This is a genomic window from Pseudarcicella hirudinis (genome assembly GCF_900115665.1).
Taxonomy (GTDB): domain Bacteria; phylum Bacteroidota; class Bacteroidia; order Cytophagales; family Spirosomataceae; genus Pseudarcicella; species Pseudarcicella hirudinis.
Genome location: NZ_FOXH01000004.1, coordinates 63054 through 77523, shown reverse-complemented (window position 1 = coordinate 77523; position 14470 = coordinate 63054). Strand labels below are relative to the sequence as shown.

Annotated in this window: 13 protein-coding genes; 11 read left to right on the top strand and 2 right to left on the bottom strand. The window is 38.5% G+C overall.

Going from position 1 to position 14470, the window contains the following annotated elements; all coding sequences use genetic code 11:
• Window positions 1–229: 229 nt before the first annotated feature.
• The 3 genes from BM179_RS08435 to BM179_RS08425 are packed head-to-tail and all read left to right on the top strand — an operon-like array spanning window position 230 to window position 1531.
• Entirely contained in the window at window positions 230–649 is a 420-nt protein-coding gene (locus BM179_RS08435; RefSeq protein WP_092015233.1) for an SRPBCC family protein, read from the top strand.
• Window positions 646–1080, top strand: coding sequence for an EVE domain-containing protein (locus BM179_RS08430; RefSeq protein WP_218159186.1), 435 nt, complete (start codon window positions 646–648; stop codon window positions 1078–1080). The genes BM179_RS08435 and BM179_RS08430 overlap by 4 nt, the downstream gene beginning before the upstream one ends.
• Window positions 1067–1531, top strand: coding sequence for a MarR family winged helix-turn-helix transcriptional regulator (locus BM179_RS08425; RefSeq protein WP_092015227.1), 465 nt, complete (start codon window positions 1067–1069; stop codon window positions 1529–1531). The genes BM179_RS08430 and BM179_RS08425 overlap by 14 nt, the downstream gene beginning before the upstream one ends.
• Window positions 1532–1613: 82 nt before the next feature.
• On the opposite strand, the gene BM179_RS08420 is transcribed toward BM179_RS08425, so the two are convergent.
• Window positions 1614–2015 carry a hypothetical protein gene (locus BM179_RS08420; RefSeq protein WP_092015224.1) on the bottom strand — a complete coding sequence of 134 codons (402 nt, stop codon included), beginning with the start codon at window positions 2013–2015 and terminating at the stop codon, window positions 1614–1616.
• Between the two features lie 168 nt (window positions 2016–2183).
• On the opposite strand from BM179_RS08420, the gene BM179_RS08415 reads away from it, so the two are divergent.
• On the top strand, window positions 2184–2942 hold the full coding sequence (locus BM179_RS08415; protein ID WP_092015221.1) for a hypothetical protein: 759 nt from the start codon (window positions 2184–2186) through the stop codon (window positions 2940–2942).
• A 13-nt stretch (window positions 2943–2955) separates the two neighbouring features.
• On the opposite strand, the gene BM179_RS08410 is transcribed toward BM179_RS08415, so the two are convergent.
• The gene (locus BM179_RS08410) at window positions 2956–3333 is read right to left on the bottom strand and encodes a hypothetical protein (protein WP_092015218.1); all 378 of its coding nucleotides are present in this window, start codon (window positions 3331–3333) and stop codon (window positions 2956–2958) included.
• A gap of 214 nt (window positions 3334–3547) precedes the next feature.
• Between BM179_RS08410 and BM179_RS08405 the strand changes: the two genes are divergently transcribed.
• From BM179_RS08405 to BM179_RS08375, 7 genes are all read left to right on the top strand, one after another.
• Window positions 3548–4234: an HAD family hydrolase gene (locus BM179_RS08405; protein WP_092015215.1), complete on the top strand. Its 687-nt coding sequence runs from the start codon at window positions 3548–3550 to the stop codon at window positions 4232–4234.
• A 730-nt stretch (window positions 4235–4964) separates the two neighbouring features.
• Window positions 4965–6299, top strand: coding sequence for a glycosyltransferase family 2 protein (locus tag BM179_RS08400; RefSeq protein ID WP_092015212.1), 1335 nt, complete (start codon window positions 4965–4967; stop codon window positions 6297–6299).
• Entirely contained in the window at window positions 6286–7113 is an 828-nt protein-coding gene (locus BM179_RS08395) for a polysaccharide deacetylase family protein (RefSeq protein ID WP_092015210.1), read from the top strand. Before BM179_RS08400 ends, BM179_RS08395 begins: the two co-directional genes overlap by 14 nt.
• Window positions 7114–7558: 445 nt before the next feature.
• A complete protein-coding gene (locus BM179_RS08390) occupies window positions 7559–10237 on the top strand; it encodes a hybrid sensor histidine kinase/response regulator transcription factor (protein WP_092015207.1) in 2679 nt (892 codons plus the stop codon).
• Between the two features lie 197 nt (window positions 10238–10434).
• A complete protein-coding gene (locus BM179_RS08385) occupies window positions 10435–11763 on the top strand; it encodes a sugar porter family MFS transporter (protein WP_092015204.1) in 1329 nt (442 codons plus the stop codon).
• 12 nt (window positions 11764–11775) lie between these two features.
• Entirely contained in the window at window positions 11776–12681 is a 906-nt protein-coding gene (locus BM179_RS08380) for a carbohydrate kinase family protein (protein WP_092015201.1), read from the top strand.
• Window positions 12682–12733: 52 nt separating this feature from the next.
• Window positions 12734–14338, top strand: coding sequence for a glycoside hydrolase family 32 protein (locus BM179_RS08375; protein ID WP_229632924.1), 1605 nt, complete (start codon window positions 12734–12736; stop codon window positions 14336–14338).
• Window positions 14339–14470: the final 132 nt, after the last annotated feature.

Here is a 14470-nt window from a genome sequence, read left to right as displayed (position 1 = left end):
ATTGTAACCACATAGGAAGATAGGGCACATAGGAGGTTTGTTGACATGTTATAATTTGTGAGATGATTTTGTGGTAAGGGTATCAATATTGTAACGACATAGGAACATAGGACACATAGGGGGGGGATTATGACTTTTGATCGATTTTATTAGCAAAAACATTTTTATATAATAAGTTAACTTATTATATTTGTACATATTAAATATCAACCCCTAAACTTTTATCATTATGTGGAAAAGAACGCATTCAGTTGTAACTAAAGAAATCAGCAAAGAGCAGATTTGGAAATTGTTTTCAGATGTAAATCACTGGAATACCTGGGATGAAGGAATTGAATACACCGAAATGAATGGAGATTTTGTGAAAGGAACTACCTTTATCCTTAAACCCAAAGGAGGCCCGAAAGTAAAAGTAGAGCTGCTTGAAACTATTGAAAACAGAAAGTTTGTCGATGTAACACATTTCCCCCTGGCGAAGATGTATGATGAACATGAATTTGAAGAAACAGCAGATGGTTTGAAGATTACCAATACGATTTCTGTAAAAGGTATTCTGTCTTTTTTCTGGATAAAAGTAGTCGCTCAGAATATTGCTGATGCCATGCCCGGTGACGTTAAAAATCAGATAAAATCCGCCGCAAAATTATGAGAAAGCCCCGATACTGGATTGCGGTGATTTCCAAAGAACATGCCATGAGAGGTGTTTCAGGAGGATTTATTCAGGTTTGTCATGGAAAACAGATCCCTTTAAAACGGATGAGTCAGGATGATTGGATTCTGATCTATTCTCCCAAAATTAAGATGGATTGTCCGGACAAATGTCAGGCTTTTACAGGTATAGGTCAGTTAAAAGGAGACGATGTCTATGCTTTTCAGATGACGGAGGATTTTGTCCCTTTCAGAAGAAATGTGGAATTTTATGATTGTACGGAGACCCCGATTCTGCCCCTGATCAGTCAATTGGATTTTATTCAGAATAAGCAGTCGTGGGGTTATCCTTTTCGGTTTGGAATATTGGAAATTCAGGAAAATGATTTTAATTTGATTTTCTCTAAAATGTTAGCAAATGGAGCACACTGATAATACATTCAGTTTTGAAAAAGCAGAAGACAGTTCAGGATTTTTACTCTGGCAGGTGACCAACCTTTGGCAAAGAGAAATAAAAAAGGCTCTGGAAAAGTATGATCTTACTCATTCTCAATTTGTTCTGATGGCCAGTATTCATTGGTTAACACTTCAAAAACAGGATGTTACGCAGATTCTGCTTTCTTCACATACCAAAATTGACCCTATGACGACCTCTACGGTTTTAAGGACGCTTCAAACCAAAGAATTATTAAAACGACAGGAACATTCTACCGATACACGTGCTAAAACAGTTTGTTTAACTGAGCAGGGAATTGAAATAATCAAAATGGCAGTGGTTGCGGTAGAGCAATTTGATGCTGCATTTTTTGCCCCCCTGGGAGATTTAACAGGAGATTTTAACCGAAAGCTAATCTCCCTGCTTAAAGGAGAAAAGAAAACCTGATATAAATGAGCCATAAAGAAAGCCGGGAAATCCTTTCTTTATGGCTCTGAATAAGGTTTTTAATGCTGGTTGGATTTCCGGGTTATTTTTTGATATACTCCGTTTTCCGAAATCTTAAAGCACTCCAATCTGAGTCAATAGCTACCATTCTCACACTTTCCAGGCCGGAATTACGTAAAATATCCCATCCGGTATCACGATTAAAATCGCAGGTGTATTTCTTTGAAGTACCTTTCGGATAACACATCCAAAGTAAAGCATCTCCCCGGAGCTTTGGCATAATTTCAGGAATTATAGTATCAATTTCAGCCTGTTTCGTTAAGAAAATAAGCGCAAACTCAATCGCCCCAGTCTGATTCAGATTTCGGATAATTCCCGTCCTTTCTGAAATGACATCCAGTTCAACTTCGAAAGATTCCGGAGGATTGACGACAAGGATTGTTTCCTGGTTTTTGTAATTTAATTTTTTGAAAAGTTCTGTCATGAATCAAATGGTTGATATACCGTGTATTATTTGTTGTTTTTTGCCGGATTGAAGTTTTTAGGTAAAAAATTCTCTGAATTTATGTATTATTATATCAATATTAAATACACCTGTTCTGATAAATAGTTATTTGTTTATAAAGTGTTTGCCACCTCAATTCTAACGACTATGAAAAAGAGACTTTTCATCCTTATCTTTCTGCTGAGCAGTACTGAATTAATAGCCCAATCCGTTTCCGATCTGGTTTCCACCAATTTTATTTCACTGACAGTACCGATTGATTATCAGGGTCAGCTTAAGTACCTGAACAATCAGAACCAGATTGAGGTAAAGAATATTACCAGTGTAAAGCACGATACTTCTCTGCTGAGCTCTCTGCCGAATCTGGTTTCATCTGTTACTTTATATCAGGTAGATCAGAGCGGAGGACTTTCTTTGCTGGGAAATACACTTTCTGCCTCAAATTCTACCTATCTTGTGATTTATGATTATTCACAGACTCAGACTATTCAGATTAAAAACCAGCCGGATAATTTTACCTATTATGCGTTAATCGGGGTGAGCGTCAGAATGATAGCCAGAGTTAATACTAAAAAAGCGGGAGTCAATCTGGCTGATCTTTTCGGCATAGGAGTGCAGGCAAGTGCATCCAAGGTAACAGGCTCGCTGGAAGTGAGAACAAGTGGTATTAACTCTTTGAAAATTAATGAGATAATTCCGGTAACAACTGATTTGTCGCCATCATCTATTTCAAATGCCTTGCAGTCTGTCGCAACTATCAAATCCCATATTTATGACCCTGATACTAAAATTACACCTCAATTTCTGGCTTTTAGTGCAGTGAAAAACAGTAATGCCGCCGAAGGTGCCAGAATAGATTTTAAGAAACTCAGTGAAAGTGTGAAATCTTTTCAGTTTGAGAAATAAGTCTTAGCAATACTCATAATCCGGTCAGGGTATTTTTATTCACATACACCTCCTGACCGGAATATTTTCCTTTCAGAACACTGACAAAACAGATGTCTTTGCTGATTTTTAAAACCCGTACTTCCACGGAATCAGGAAGGTAAATGCACTTGTTTTCGGCTAAAAGTACTGAAATGCCAAACTGGTCTTTTTTAGCAATGGCCTCCTGAAATGTTTCAAAGATCCGGGGAGTCCGGGCTCCGTATTCATTAAATTCAAAACGATAGGTCTTCCCGATTTCAACCAATGTCTGCTTTTCAGGTTTGTTTTTAAGCAAAGTAATAAGACCTAATACGAATAATACGCCCAATAATGCAAAAAACCTGGTAAGCCTGGTTGAGGGATTTTTCATAAATCTTCGGAAATAATGACTTTTTGTACAGGGCAAATATAAGGACTCCTGATAATTCAAGCCTTTCCGGGTGCTTATATTTATGTATTTCTGGCGGAAAACAGGCCTTTGTAAAGGCCGGAGCTTATCAGAAATTGGATTTAGGGAAAAATCTTATATTTTTGGAATAAGCGGATTTTGATTACTTAACATTACCATTTTAACGATCAGGCCTATGAATATTAAAGTTATTGCTTTTGATGCTGATGACACATTATGGGTAAATGAGCCCTATTTTCAGGAAACAGAGAGGAAGTTTTGTGAACTGCTGGAAGATTATCTGCCTCATCATACTGTTTCTCAGGAATTATTTAAGACAGAAATCGGAAACCTTGGGCTGTATGGTTATGGTGTAAAAGGGTTTATGCTTTCAATGATTGAAACAGCCCTGAGAGTTTCTGAAAATACCTTAAATGTTGAAGTTTTAGAGAAATCTCTCCAATATGGCAAAGAGCTGCTGGAGAAACCTATTGAATTGTTAGATGGGGTAGAAGAGGTTTTGCAAGCGCTGAAAGGGAAATATCAACTGGTTGTTGCAACCAAGGGAGACTTACTGGATCAGGAACGAAAACTTATGAAATCAGGATTGGAAAATTATTTCCATCATATAGAAATTATGAGTGATAAGCAGCAAAGAGATTATCAGAAATTATTAAAACACCTGGATATTGCTCCGGATGAGTTTTTGATGTTAGGAAATTCTTTAAAATCTGATGTGCTTCCTGTATTGGAAATTGGCGGACATGCTATTCATATTCCCTATCACACTACCTGGGCGCATGAGAAAATAGAGCATCATGTAGAACATAAGAATTTCAGACATGTGCAAACAATCAGAGATGTTTTACCATTTCTGCTCTGAAAAACATGGTTGAAGCATCCTGAAAATGATGCTCAATTACATGCATTAAAATTTAGATATTAAGCGGCTGTTTCAGCATGAAATTCCTTGAAATTTCATGCTGAAACAGCCGCTTTTTGCTTTAAAATTTCGTTTGCCCGTTCTGTAATTATAGCTAATCTGTTTGATTTGACCGGTTATTCCGGCTGTTAAGCCCTGAATTAATTTGGAATACTATAATATTCTCTGGTCTGGGATTTAATACGTTTATCAAATAATAGCAAAATAAACCATAAATCCACCAGAGATTAAGTGACTTTAATCCGTAATTTTCGTTTCTAAAGCATTGACTATTAATTGGATGCACTAAAGCTATCACTTAACACTTTACAAAATATGCACTTCAAAAACAACAAAAACAACTGGTTTGAGAGACCTTTAAAATACGCTGAAAATAACATTCCGGAATACACAGTTTGATTATATGCGCCCCTCATTTTTTTTCAACGTTTATGTAGCAAAGTTAGCTGAGAACTGAATATTTCTGCGAATCTATAGTCTCATCCGATCTCCTGATTTTCTTCAGAGAAATACGCTTATACGGATTTTTCATTCAGAATTAAGGATTTTAAAGGATTGAGCTCTTCTTTACACAGGATCTGTATTAATTCACGAATGGTAAATTAAACAGAATCTTAAACATTTTTATCTCTTTAAAGTTATTCATTTAATACAGTAAAAAGTAAAACACATGACTGCACCCCAAAATTTAACAAGAAAGATATTAGGATACTTTACAGCTTTTATTTTCCTGAGTCTTACAATTCTGATATTGTACAGAAGTTTTCAGAAATATGAGTTGTGGACCATCTTATACATACCTCAGGCTTGTATCCTGTTCATGTATATCTATGTTTTCTTCCCGGCTTTTCTATTAGTTATTGGCCGTTCTTCCATAAAAAAGATGTTTGTCTCTTCTCTTCCGGCTGAAGATACGATTAAGAATTTCTTTACGATATTAATTCCCGCTCACAATGAAGACAGGCTTTTGCCGGCCTTGTTAGATAGCATCAGAAATCAGACATTTGACAAAAAATATTTCCAGGTATTAGTCATTGCCGACAACTGTAACGACCATACGGCAGCAGTTGCCCGGCAATATGGAATGAATTGTCTTGAAAGATTCACTACCCAACCTTCAGATAAACAACAGGCACTGGAATACGGGATGCAGAATTTTACTTTTGAGGAAAATTTCAATAAAGGATATGTATGTATTATTGATGCTGATTGCCATTTAAACCCTGATTTTTTAAGGGAAATGAATCAGCAATTGATTAATAATCCTGAAATCGTTGCGATGCAGTCTTACAGGTTTGTGAAAAATATGCATGATTCTTCTGTTACGGTTTTAGATGCTGCCGCTGAAGCACTTCGTAACTGGGCCTTTTGTGCTCCCCGTAAATGGATCGGAGCTTCCGTTTTTATCAACGGATCAGGAATTCTTTTTACTAAGAAGATATTTGAAAAATTGGTAAGCCTGCCCGGTAGCAATCACCTGGCAGAAGATAAAGAATGGAAAGCCTATTTATCAGAAAGAAATCTGAAAGTTGATTATTGCCCTTGTGCACAATTAGCTTACGAAGCAGTCTCATCTCAGAAAGATTTTCAGAAACAGCGCAAACGCTGGGTAGGCAGTCATATGAATATGATGTATAAATATGGCTGGATCGTACTCAAACAAAGTATTCTTAATCTTAACTTTACACAGTTCGATTTCTTTTGTTCTTTAATGCAGCTACCACGATCTTTGTTGCTGATTAGTTCTTTATTTTTTGCCGTACTCGATTTTCTCTATTCGCCTGCCTCATTTTTCCCGCATTGGGCATGGGTTGCTATGATTGGAGCAATGATCCTGTATGGATTTCTTGGCCTTTACCTTATTAAAGCAAGAGCTAATGAATATATGGCTATTCCTCATGCATTAAGTATGGTAACAGGAGTATTTAAAACAACGTTCTTGTCATTGATTGGAAAAAGTACCTCTCAATGGAAACCAACACGGGTAGAAAATGAGGAACATTAATATACCCATACTGATGTATCATGCATTAGTCGGGGAACGAAACGATACACTTAATAAAGTACATATTACCGTTGAGACATTCAAACAGGAAATGCAATGGCTGTCTGACAATGGTTACCAGACAATTTCCCTCGATGAAATACCGGGGGCGTTTAATCGTAATGATCCGCATGCAAAATATTGTATTATAACTTTTGATGATGGTTATTATTCACTCTATCAGCATGCAATGCCGGTACTGCAACAGTATAATTTCTCGGCAACTCTTTTTTTAACTACCATAATAACAGGAGAAAAAGACTTTAGTTTATTAAAAGGCATTGACCCCGACTCTCTTCCTGCAAATGACAGACCGCTAACCTGGGATGAAATAAGAGAGATGAGTACGAAAGGCTGGGAGATACAGTCTCACAGTCTGGATCACGCCGATCATGGTAATTTAACGGAAAAAGAATTACAGCGACAGGTAACGCAAAGTAAAAGGATTATTGAAGAACAATTGAAAAAGCCGGTATTGCATTATGCTTTTCCCTTTGGAAAGTATAACCGGCAAGCCCTGAAAGCCGTAAAAGAAGCCGGATACATCACCACATGCAGTGTACATACCGGTTTGGCTGATATCAACAGCGATATTTATCGATTGCCAAGATTAGAAATGAATTGCAATGATGTAATATCTTCCTTTTCCCGGAAAATAATGGATGGATTTACTTCTAAAACTGAAAAATTAAAAGCCTCAGTGCGTAATCTCTTGTTTGCAAGCCCTGTCATAAAAGACCTTTCCAAAAAGATCATCGGAGAAAGAATGAATTGATTTGCCATGTTTTTTAGTGAAATTTACCCGGGCCTCTCAAAAAATCCCGGAGAAGGATTGAAGAGGGAGATTAATCTGATACCTATAATTTTCAGGTTAAATATTCAGTGATATTCTCATTGCAGGCTTGCTATATCCGATTAGTCAGAAAAGACATGCACATTAATGATTTCCTCTTCTCTCTAAAACCTCAGTTGTGTCCTGCTTCTATAAATCTTAGCTCCCGAGTCTTAAATTATCATAAAATTATACTAATTTTATTCCCGGCTAAACTTATCATTTAAAACCTGAATACTACATTCTACCAGTATTTCTTCCGGACAAAAGACCAGTCGCCAGTTATTGGTCTGATATGATGATTCTCTCAAAGTAATTTCAAGTAAAGTAATAGTGTATGCACAATCGACTTTTATTCTGTAGAAATAGATTTTTTGCCCCTTGGAAAATGTTGTGTTTGCTCGGGATTATCAGCACACTGATTTCTTGTCGAAAGGAGAATAGTGAAAAGAAATATAGAATCGGGGTTTCTCAATGCACTACCGGAGACAGCTGGCGAAAAGATATGAGGGAAGGAATGGAAAGAGAGTTGTCTTTTTATCCGGAAATGTCGATGACGGAGAAAGATGCAAAAGGAAATACTCAAAAGCAGATTCAGCAGATTCAGGAATTTATAGATGAAAAATTTGATCTTCTGATCGTCTCTCCGAACGAAAGCAAATCATTTACACCAATTATCGAAAAAGCCTATTCTTCCGGAATTCCGGTTGTGTTGGTTGACAGACGCACCACTTCAGATAAATTTACAGCGTTTGTTGGTGCTGATAACTATCGGGTAGGTCTGTATGCAGGGATGTACGCCAATATTCTGCTTAAAGGAAAAGGCAATATCCTTGAAGTTGGCTGGGGGATAAACAGCTCTCCTTCCATTGGTCGTCATACCGGATTTTTGTCTGCCATTAAAAAACATGAAGGCCTGCATTACATGGCTTCCCTTTGGTCAAGTGTCGATTCTGTAAAAACTTACCTGCAAACACATCCTTCAGTCAATCTGGTTTTTGCTCATAATGACCGTCTGGCCTATGACGTATATAGGATATGTGAGGAACTTGGCCTTAATCAGAAAATAAAAATTATAGGGGTTGACGGACTTGCCGGAAAGAATGAAGGACTTGATTTAGTGAGAAGCGGAAAAATCAGCGCAACAATTCTTTATCCGACAGGAGGAGAGGAGGCTATCCTCACTGCTGCCAAAATTCTGAAGCACGAGACTTTTAAAAAGGAGAATGAGCTTTTTACCACCGTCATTGACCCGCAGAATGTCAGTATTATGTTCTCGCAGCTGCAAAAAGTAAAAGAGCAGCAGAGAGATATAGAAAGACAATCTTCTAAAATTGCTGAATTGATCCAAACCTTCTCTTCACAGAGAAATATCCTGTATTTTACCACTGTTCTGTTAACAATACTGATAATATCGGGAGCTTTCCTTTACTATCTGGTGCAGGAAAAACAGCAATCGAACAAAGTTCTGGAAGAACAAAACAAAGCTATTCTGGAACAAAAGAATGAAATAGAGAAAATTTCCCTTCTGGCAAAACAGGCAACGGAAGAAAAACTGAGGTTTTATTCCTATATATCTCATGAATTCAGAACGCCGTTAAGCCTTATTCTGACTCCAACAGAGGATTTATTACAGCGAAAAACCAATGATGTGAAGGAAACAAGGAACACCTTACATCTTATTTTTAAAAATGCCAACAGGTTGTTACGCCTTGTAGATCAGCTTCTTGAACTAAGGAAATTAGATGCCGGGAAAATGCAACTTGAGGCAAAACAGCACGATCTTGTAAGTTTTGTTAAAGACATTGTGGCTGATTTTAATGTTAAAGCAAAGAGTCAACAGGTTGATTTACAGTTTATTTGCCCTTTTTCTGCCTTGCCTTTCTGGTTTGATGCGGAGAAGCTTGACAAAGTTCTATTCAACATTATTTCCAATGCGTTTAAGTACACGATGCAGGGCGGAGCAATTCATGTTACCTTACTGAAAAATGTGGAGAAAATAGAAATAATGATTGCCGACAATGGTATTGGGATGAATGAAGTGGAAAAGGCTCATGCTTTTGATCTTTTTTATCGTGGAAATCAGAATATTTCATTAGGAACCGGGCTTGGTCTGGCCTTGTCAATGGAATTTGTGAACCTTCATCAGGGCAAAATAGAACTGGACTCCGAAAAAGGGAAAGGAACTTCGTTCAAAATTACACTTCCTTTTATACAGGCAGAGAATCAGCAGCTTAGCAAACCGGAGGTTGTCCCATATAAATCGAACATTCTGTCTGTAGAACCTGAAACATCTGTTCTTCAGCAAGAAGAGAGTAAGCCAAGGGAAAACACCATTGTTCTGATAGAAGATAATCCTGATTTAAATGCTTTTTTAAAGCAGAAATTAGAGGCAAATTATCATATTGCTTCAGTAGAATCTGCCGAGAAAGGCTGGGAAGAGATACTTTTACATATTCCTGACCTGATTCTCAGCGATGTAATGCTGCCCGGAATGGATGGCTTTTCTCTGACTCAGAGAATTAAACAGGATTTCAGAACCTCACATATTCCTGTGATTTTACTGACAGCGAAAGGTCAGCTGGAAAATCAGATTGAGGGCACAAAAGTAGGGGCAGATGCCTATATCCCGAAACCATTTAACCTGGAGTTTCTGGAGGAAAAGATAAAAGGATTGCTTGGAAACAGAGACCGTATGAGGAGACGTTTCTCCAGTGAGGTTACCAATCCGAGTAATATCGTAAAAGGCGAACGTCGTTTTTTGGTAGAATTTGAATTATTGATTGAAAAAAACATCAAAGACAGCTCTCTTTCAGTAGAAAAACTAAGTCAGGAGTTAGGAATGTCGAGGGTGCAATTATTCAGAAAAGTTTCTGCCTTAACCAATAAGAATGTAACAGATTATATTGCTGATTTCAAACTCCTCAAAGCAAAAGCTTTGTTAAAAGATTCAGAGAAGACCATCGCAGAAATTGCTTACGAAACAGGTTTCAATAATCCGAGCTATTTTACGACCTTTTTCAAACAAAAGACCAATCAGACTCCTACAGAATATCGCAATGGCTGATGTCACAATAGTTGAAATGCTGTAACAATTTTTAAGTTGATATACTGTTTTAAAATGATATTTTTTGGTATAACTGATTGAAAATTAATTGATTGTTCGGTATGTAACAATTCTTGTATGTTTTGAAAGAATTGTAAAGTACCGTCCTTTCCCGGTCTTGTAATTTTGATTCACTAACAACATCTAAAAGTTTACTGATGAATCAAAATATGAAGATCTTTTTCTGGTCTCTCTCGGCCGCTCTGGGCGGTTTCTTATTTGGTTTCGACACCGCCGTCATATCCGGAGTTGAACAGACCCTTCAAAAACTCTGGTCACTCAATGCCTTTGAACATGGCATTACCGTTTCTATAGCCCTAGGAGGTACTGTATTGGGTTCTTTAATCGGAGGGATTCCTGCTGAAAAATATGGGCGTAAGGCTACCTTGTTTATAATCGCCGTTTTTTACTTTCTTTCTTCGCTGGGAACAGCCTATGCTGTCGACTGGAATACGTTTCTGATCTTCAGATTTCTGGGAGGTCTGGGGGTAGGGATTTCATCCGTGGTAGCACCGATGTACATTTCTGAAATCGCCCCTGCTCACAAAAGAGGTCGTTTGGTAGCGATGTTTCAGTTTAATGTGGTTTTTGGAATATTGATCGCTTATTTATCCAATTACCTGCTTGCCGGAATGGGAGAAAATGCCTGGCGCTGGATGCTCGGAGTACAGGCTGTTCCCTCCCTGCTTTTCATCATAACCGCAGTACTTATTCCTGAAAGCCCGAGATGGCTGATTTTAAAAAGGGGAGATTTGTCAACAGCCAGAGCTACCTTAAATACCATTGATGCTGCTACCTCAGAAAAAATCATCTTCGCCATTCAAAACCAGACAAATGCCGAAACTGCCGGAGATTTTAAGAGTTTATTCAAACCTGCCTATCGGAAACCTGTATTTCTGGCGGTATTATTCGCACTTTTCAATCAGGTATCGGGGATAAATGCTATCATTTATTTCTCCCCCCGCATTTTCGAAATGGCAGGTTTAGGTAAAAATTCTGCCTTGCTTTCCTCTGCCGGAATCGGGCTGATTAACCTGATTTCTACTTTAGTCGGAATTTCTCTGATTGACAGATTTGGGAGAAAAATCCTGATGTATATGGGCTCTATTGGCTTAATTGCTGCCCTTTTACTGGTTGCAATGGCCTTTTATACCGGAAATATGGGAATGAATGTGCCCTTCTATTTATTTGCCTATATTGCTTTCTTCGGATTTTCTCAGGGAGCTGTTATCTGGGTATTTATTTCTGAAATTTTCCCCAACGAAGTAAGAGCTTACGGACAAGCCCTGGGAAGTTTTACCCATTGGATTCTGGCAGCCATTATCACTTTTACATTCCCCTACATCGCTGAAACCTTCGGCGGAGGAATAACTTTCTCCTTCTTCGCCTCAATGATGGTATTACAATTACTTTTTGTCTGGAAAATTATGCCTGAAACAAAAGGTACTTCTCTCGAAAATATTGAAAAGGCCTTAGTCCTTCATTAAAATTTTATAACCATGAACCAACCTGAAATTATATGTTTTGGAGAAATGCTCTGGGATATTCTGCCAACGGGCAAGCAAGCCGGAGGAGCACCAATGAATGTAGCTGTCCACCTGAAAAATTTAGGACTCAGCCCCCGGATGGTGAGCCGGATAGGAAACGATGAATTAGGAAAAGAACTATTGGCCTTTTTGGAAGAGAAAGGTTTGTCCACTGACTTGATTCAAACAGGTGAAACGCATTTGACCGGAGTGGTGAAGGCTAATGTAAGTAACAGAAATGAAGTGACTTACAAGATTTTACATCCGGTTGCCTGGGATTATATTCAGCCGGAAACGGCAATGATTGAAGCTGCCGAAAAGGCAGATATTTTTATTTTCGGCAGTTTATGTGCCAGAAGTAAAGCTACCCGTGAGACCCTGAACCATCTTTTGAAAAAGACCGGATTTAAAGTTTTTGATGTAAATCTCCGCGCACCGTTTTTTCAGCAGGATTTGGTCGAATATTTCCTGAAAGAGGCTGACATGGTAAAAATGAATGAACATGAACTCGCACTGATTGCTGAGTGGAATAATGAAAATACCGATCAGAGGTCTTCTATGCTGGCCCTGGCAGAAAGATTTGAACTGAATACCATTTGCGTAACACGGGGAGGAGATGGAGCAATTCTATTGGAGAAGGGGCATTTTTATGAAAGTGAGGGCTATAAAGTGGAAGTGAAAGATACCATAGGAAGTGGTGACGCTTTTTTAGCTGCTCTGCTCAATGCCAGGATTCAAAAGAAAGACCCGGAAGAAAGCTTAAGTTTTGCCTGTGCAATGGGGTCACTTGTAGCAACTTACCAGGGAGCAACTCCAACTGTTTCAATAGCAGAAGCAGAGTCACTCCGAAGCCGTCTTGTCGTTAATCCGGATGCCTGATGAATTTGTTTATCAAAGGATCTGAAAACCTTAAATACACTCATGAAATTATATGAAAGCTAAATTAATGATTGCAAAAATCGCCATCTGCATGCTTGTGGCCACCACATATGTTAATGCACAGGTAAACAGAAATCTGTATCATGAAAAACACCGTGAACAGATACATTTTTCTCCTTCTTCCGGTTGGATGAATGATCCGAACGGTATGGTGTATTATGAGGGAGAATATCATTTGTTCTATCAGCATTATCCTAAAGACAATAAATGGGGCCCTATGCACTGGGGACATGCTGTAAGTAAAGATATGATTCACTGGAATAATCTTCCGATTGCTTTATACCCGGATAGTCTGGGCTACATTTTTTCAGGAAGCGCCGTGATTGATTGGAAAAATACCAGCGGATTTGCTAAAAATAACCGTCCGGCAATGGTCGCAATCTTTACCTATCATAATGCCGCAGAGGAGAAAAAAGGTAAGAAAGATTACCAGTCTCAGGGAATTGCCTACAGCAATGATAAGGGAAGAACCTGGACAAAATTTAAGGCCAATCCGGTGATTAAAAACCCGGGAATCAGTGATTTCAGAGATCCTAAAATGTCATGGGATAATATTCATAACCAATGGATTCTGGCTTTGGCAGTACAGGATCATACAGAATTCTGGACTTCAAAAAACCTGAAAAACTGGGAGCATGCCAGTGATTTCGGGAAAGAATGGGGAGCTCATGGCGGAGTATGGGAATGCCCTGATTTCTTTCCTTTGAAAGTGGATGGGACTAAAGAAACAAAATGGATATTGCTTAAAAGCATCAACCCCGGAGCAATTAACGGAGGCTCCGGCACGCAGTATTTTGTCGGCGATTTTGATGGGAAAAACTTTATTCTCGATGAAAAATTCAAACCTTTTGTCAGAAATAATGAGGCCGTATGGCTGGATTACGGAAGAGATAATTATGCCGGAGTAACCTGGTCTGATATTCCTGCCAAAGACGGCAGAAGATTATTTATTGGCTGGATGAGTAACTGGCAATATGCACAGAATGTTCCCACTGCCGAATGGAGAAGCACTTCCACACTTCCCAGGGAATTAGTTCTGAAATCTACAGAGGCTGGTTACAGACTTTTTACCAATCCTGTAAAGGAAACAGCATTGTTAAAAGAAAAAGGGGATGTGCACAAATTACTTACGCTTCAGGAGCAAACATTGGAAGGAGCCCTGGATTTAACTCCAAAACCTGGATTTACCCCGACTTTATCAGAACTGAACTTAAGTTTTGAACTTCCTGAAGCTTCTCAGAATACAAAGTTCAGGGTAGAACTTTCCAACGACAAAGGTGAAAGTTACAGTGTAGGATATGATGCTGCTGCAAATCACTTTTTTAGCGACAGAACCCAATCCGGAGACCTGTCATTTTCCGACAGGTTTGCGGCTAAAGTTCATCCTGCTCCAAGGACTTCCCGAAATAAAACAATTGAAATGCGTCTGTTTTTCGACGTAGCTTCCTCAGAGCTGTTTGCCGATAAAGGTGAAACGGTGATTACTGATATTTTCTTCCCTACAACCGATTTTACTCATTTGAAACTGATTGCAGAAGGAGGAAAAGTGATACTTAAAAAGGGAAGTGTTCAGCAGCTGAAAAGCATCTGGAAGTGATCGTAACTCCTTAATTAATACAAAATATCGTCAACCGTCAGGCGGGGTTATACTACATCGTTACCGGAAATGTTGGTAAAACCAGGCCTGATGTTTAAAAACATACTAAAAGCCAGAGATAAAGGATTTTCA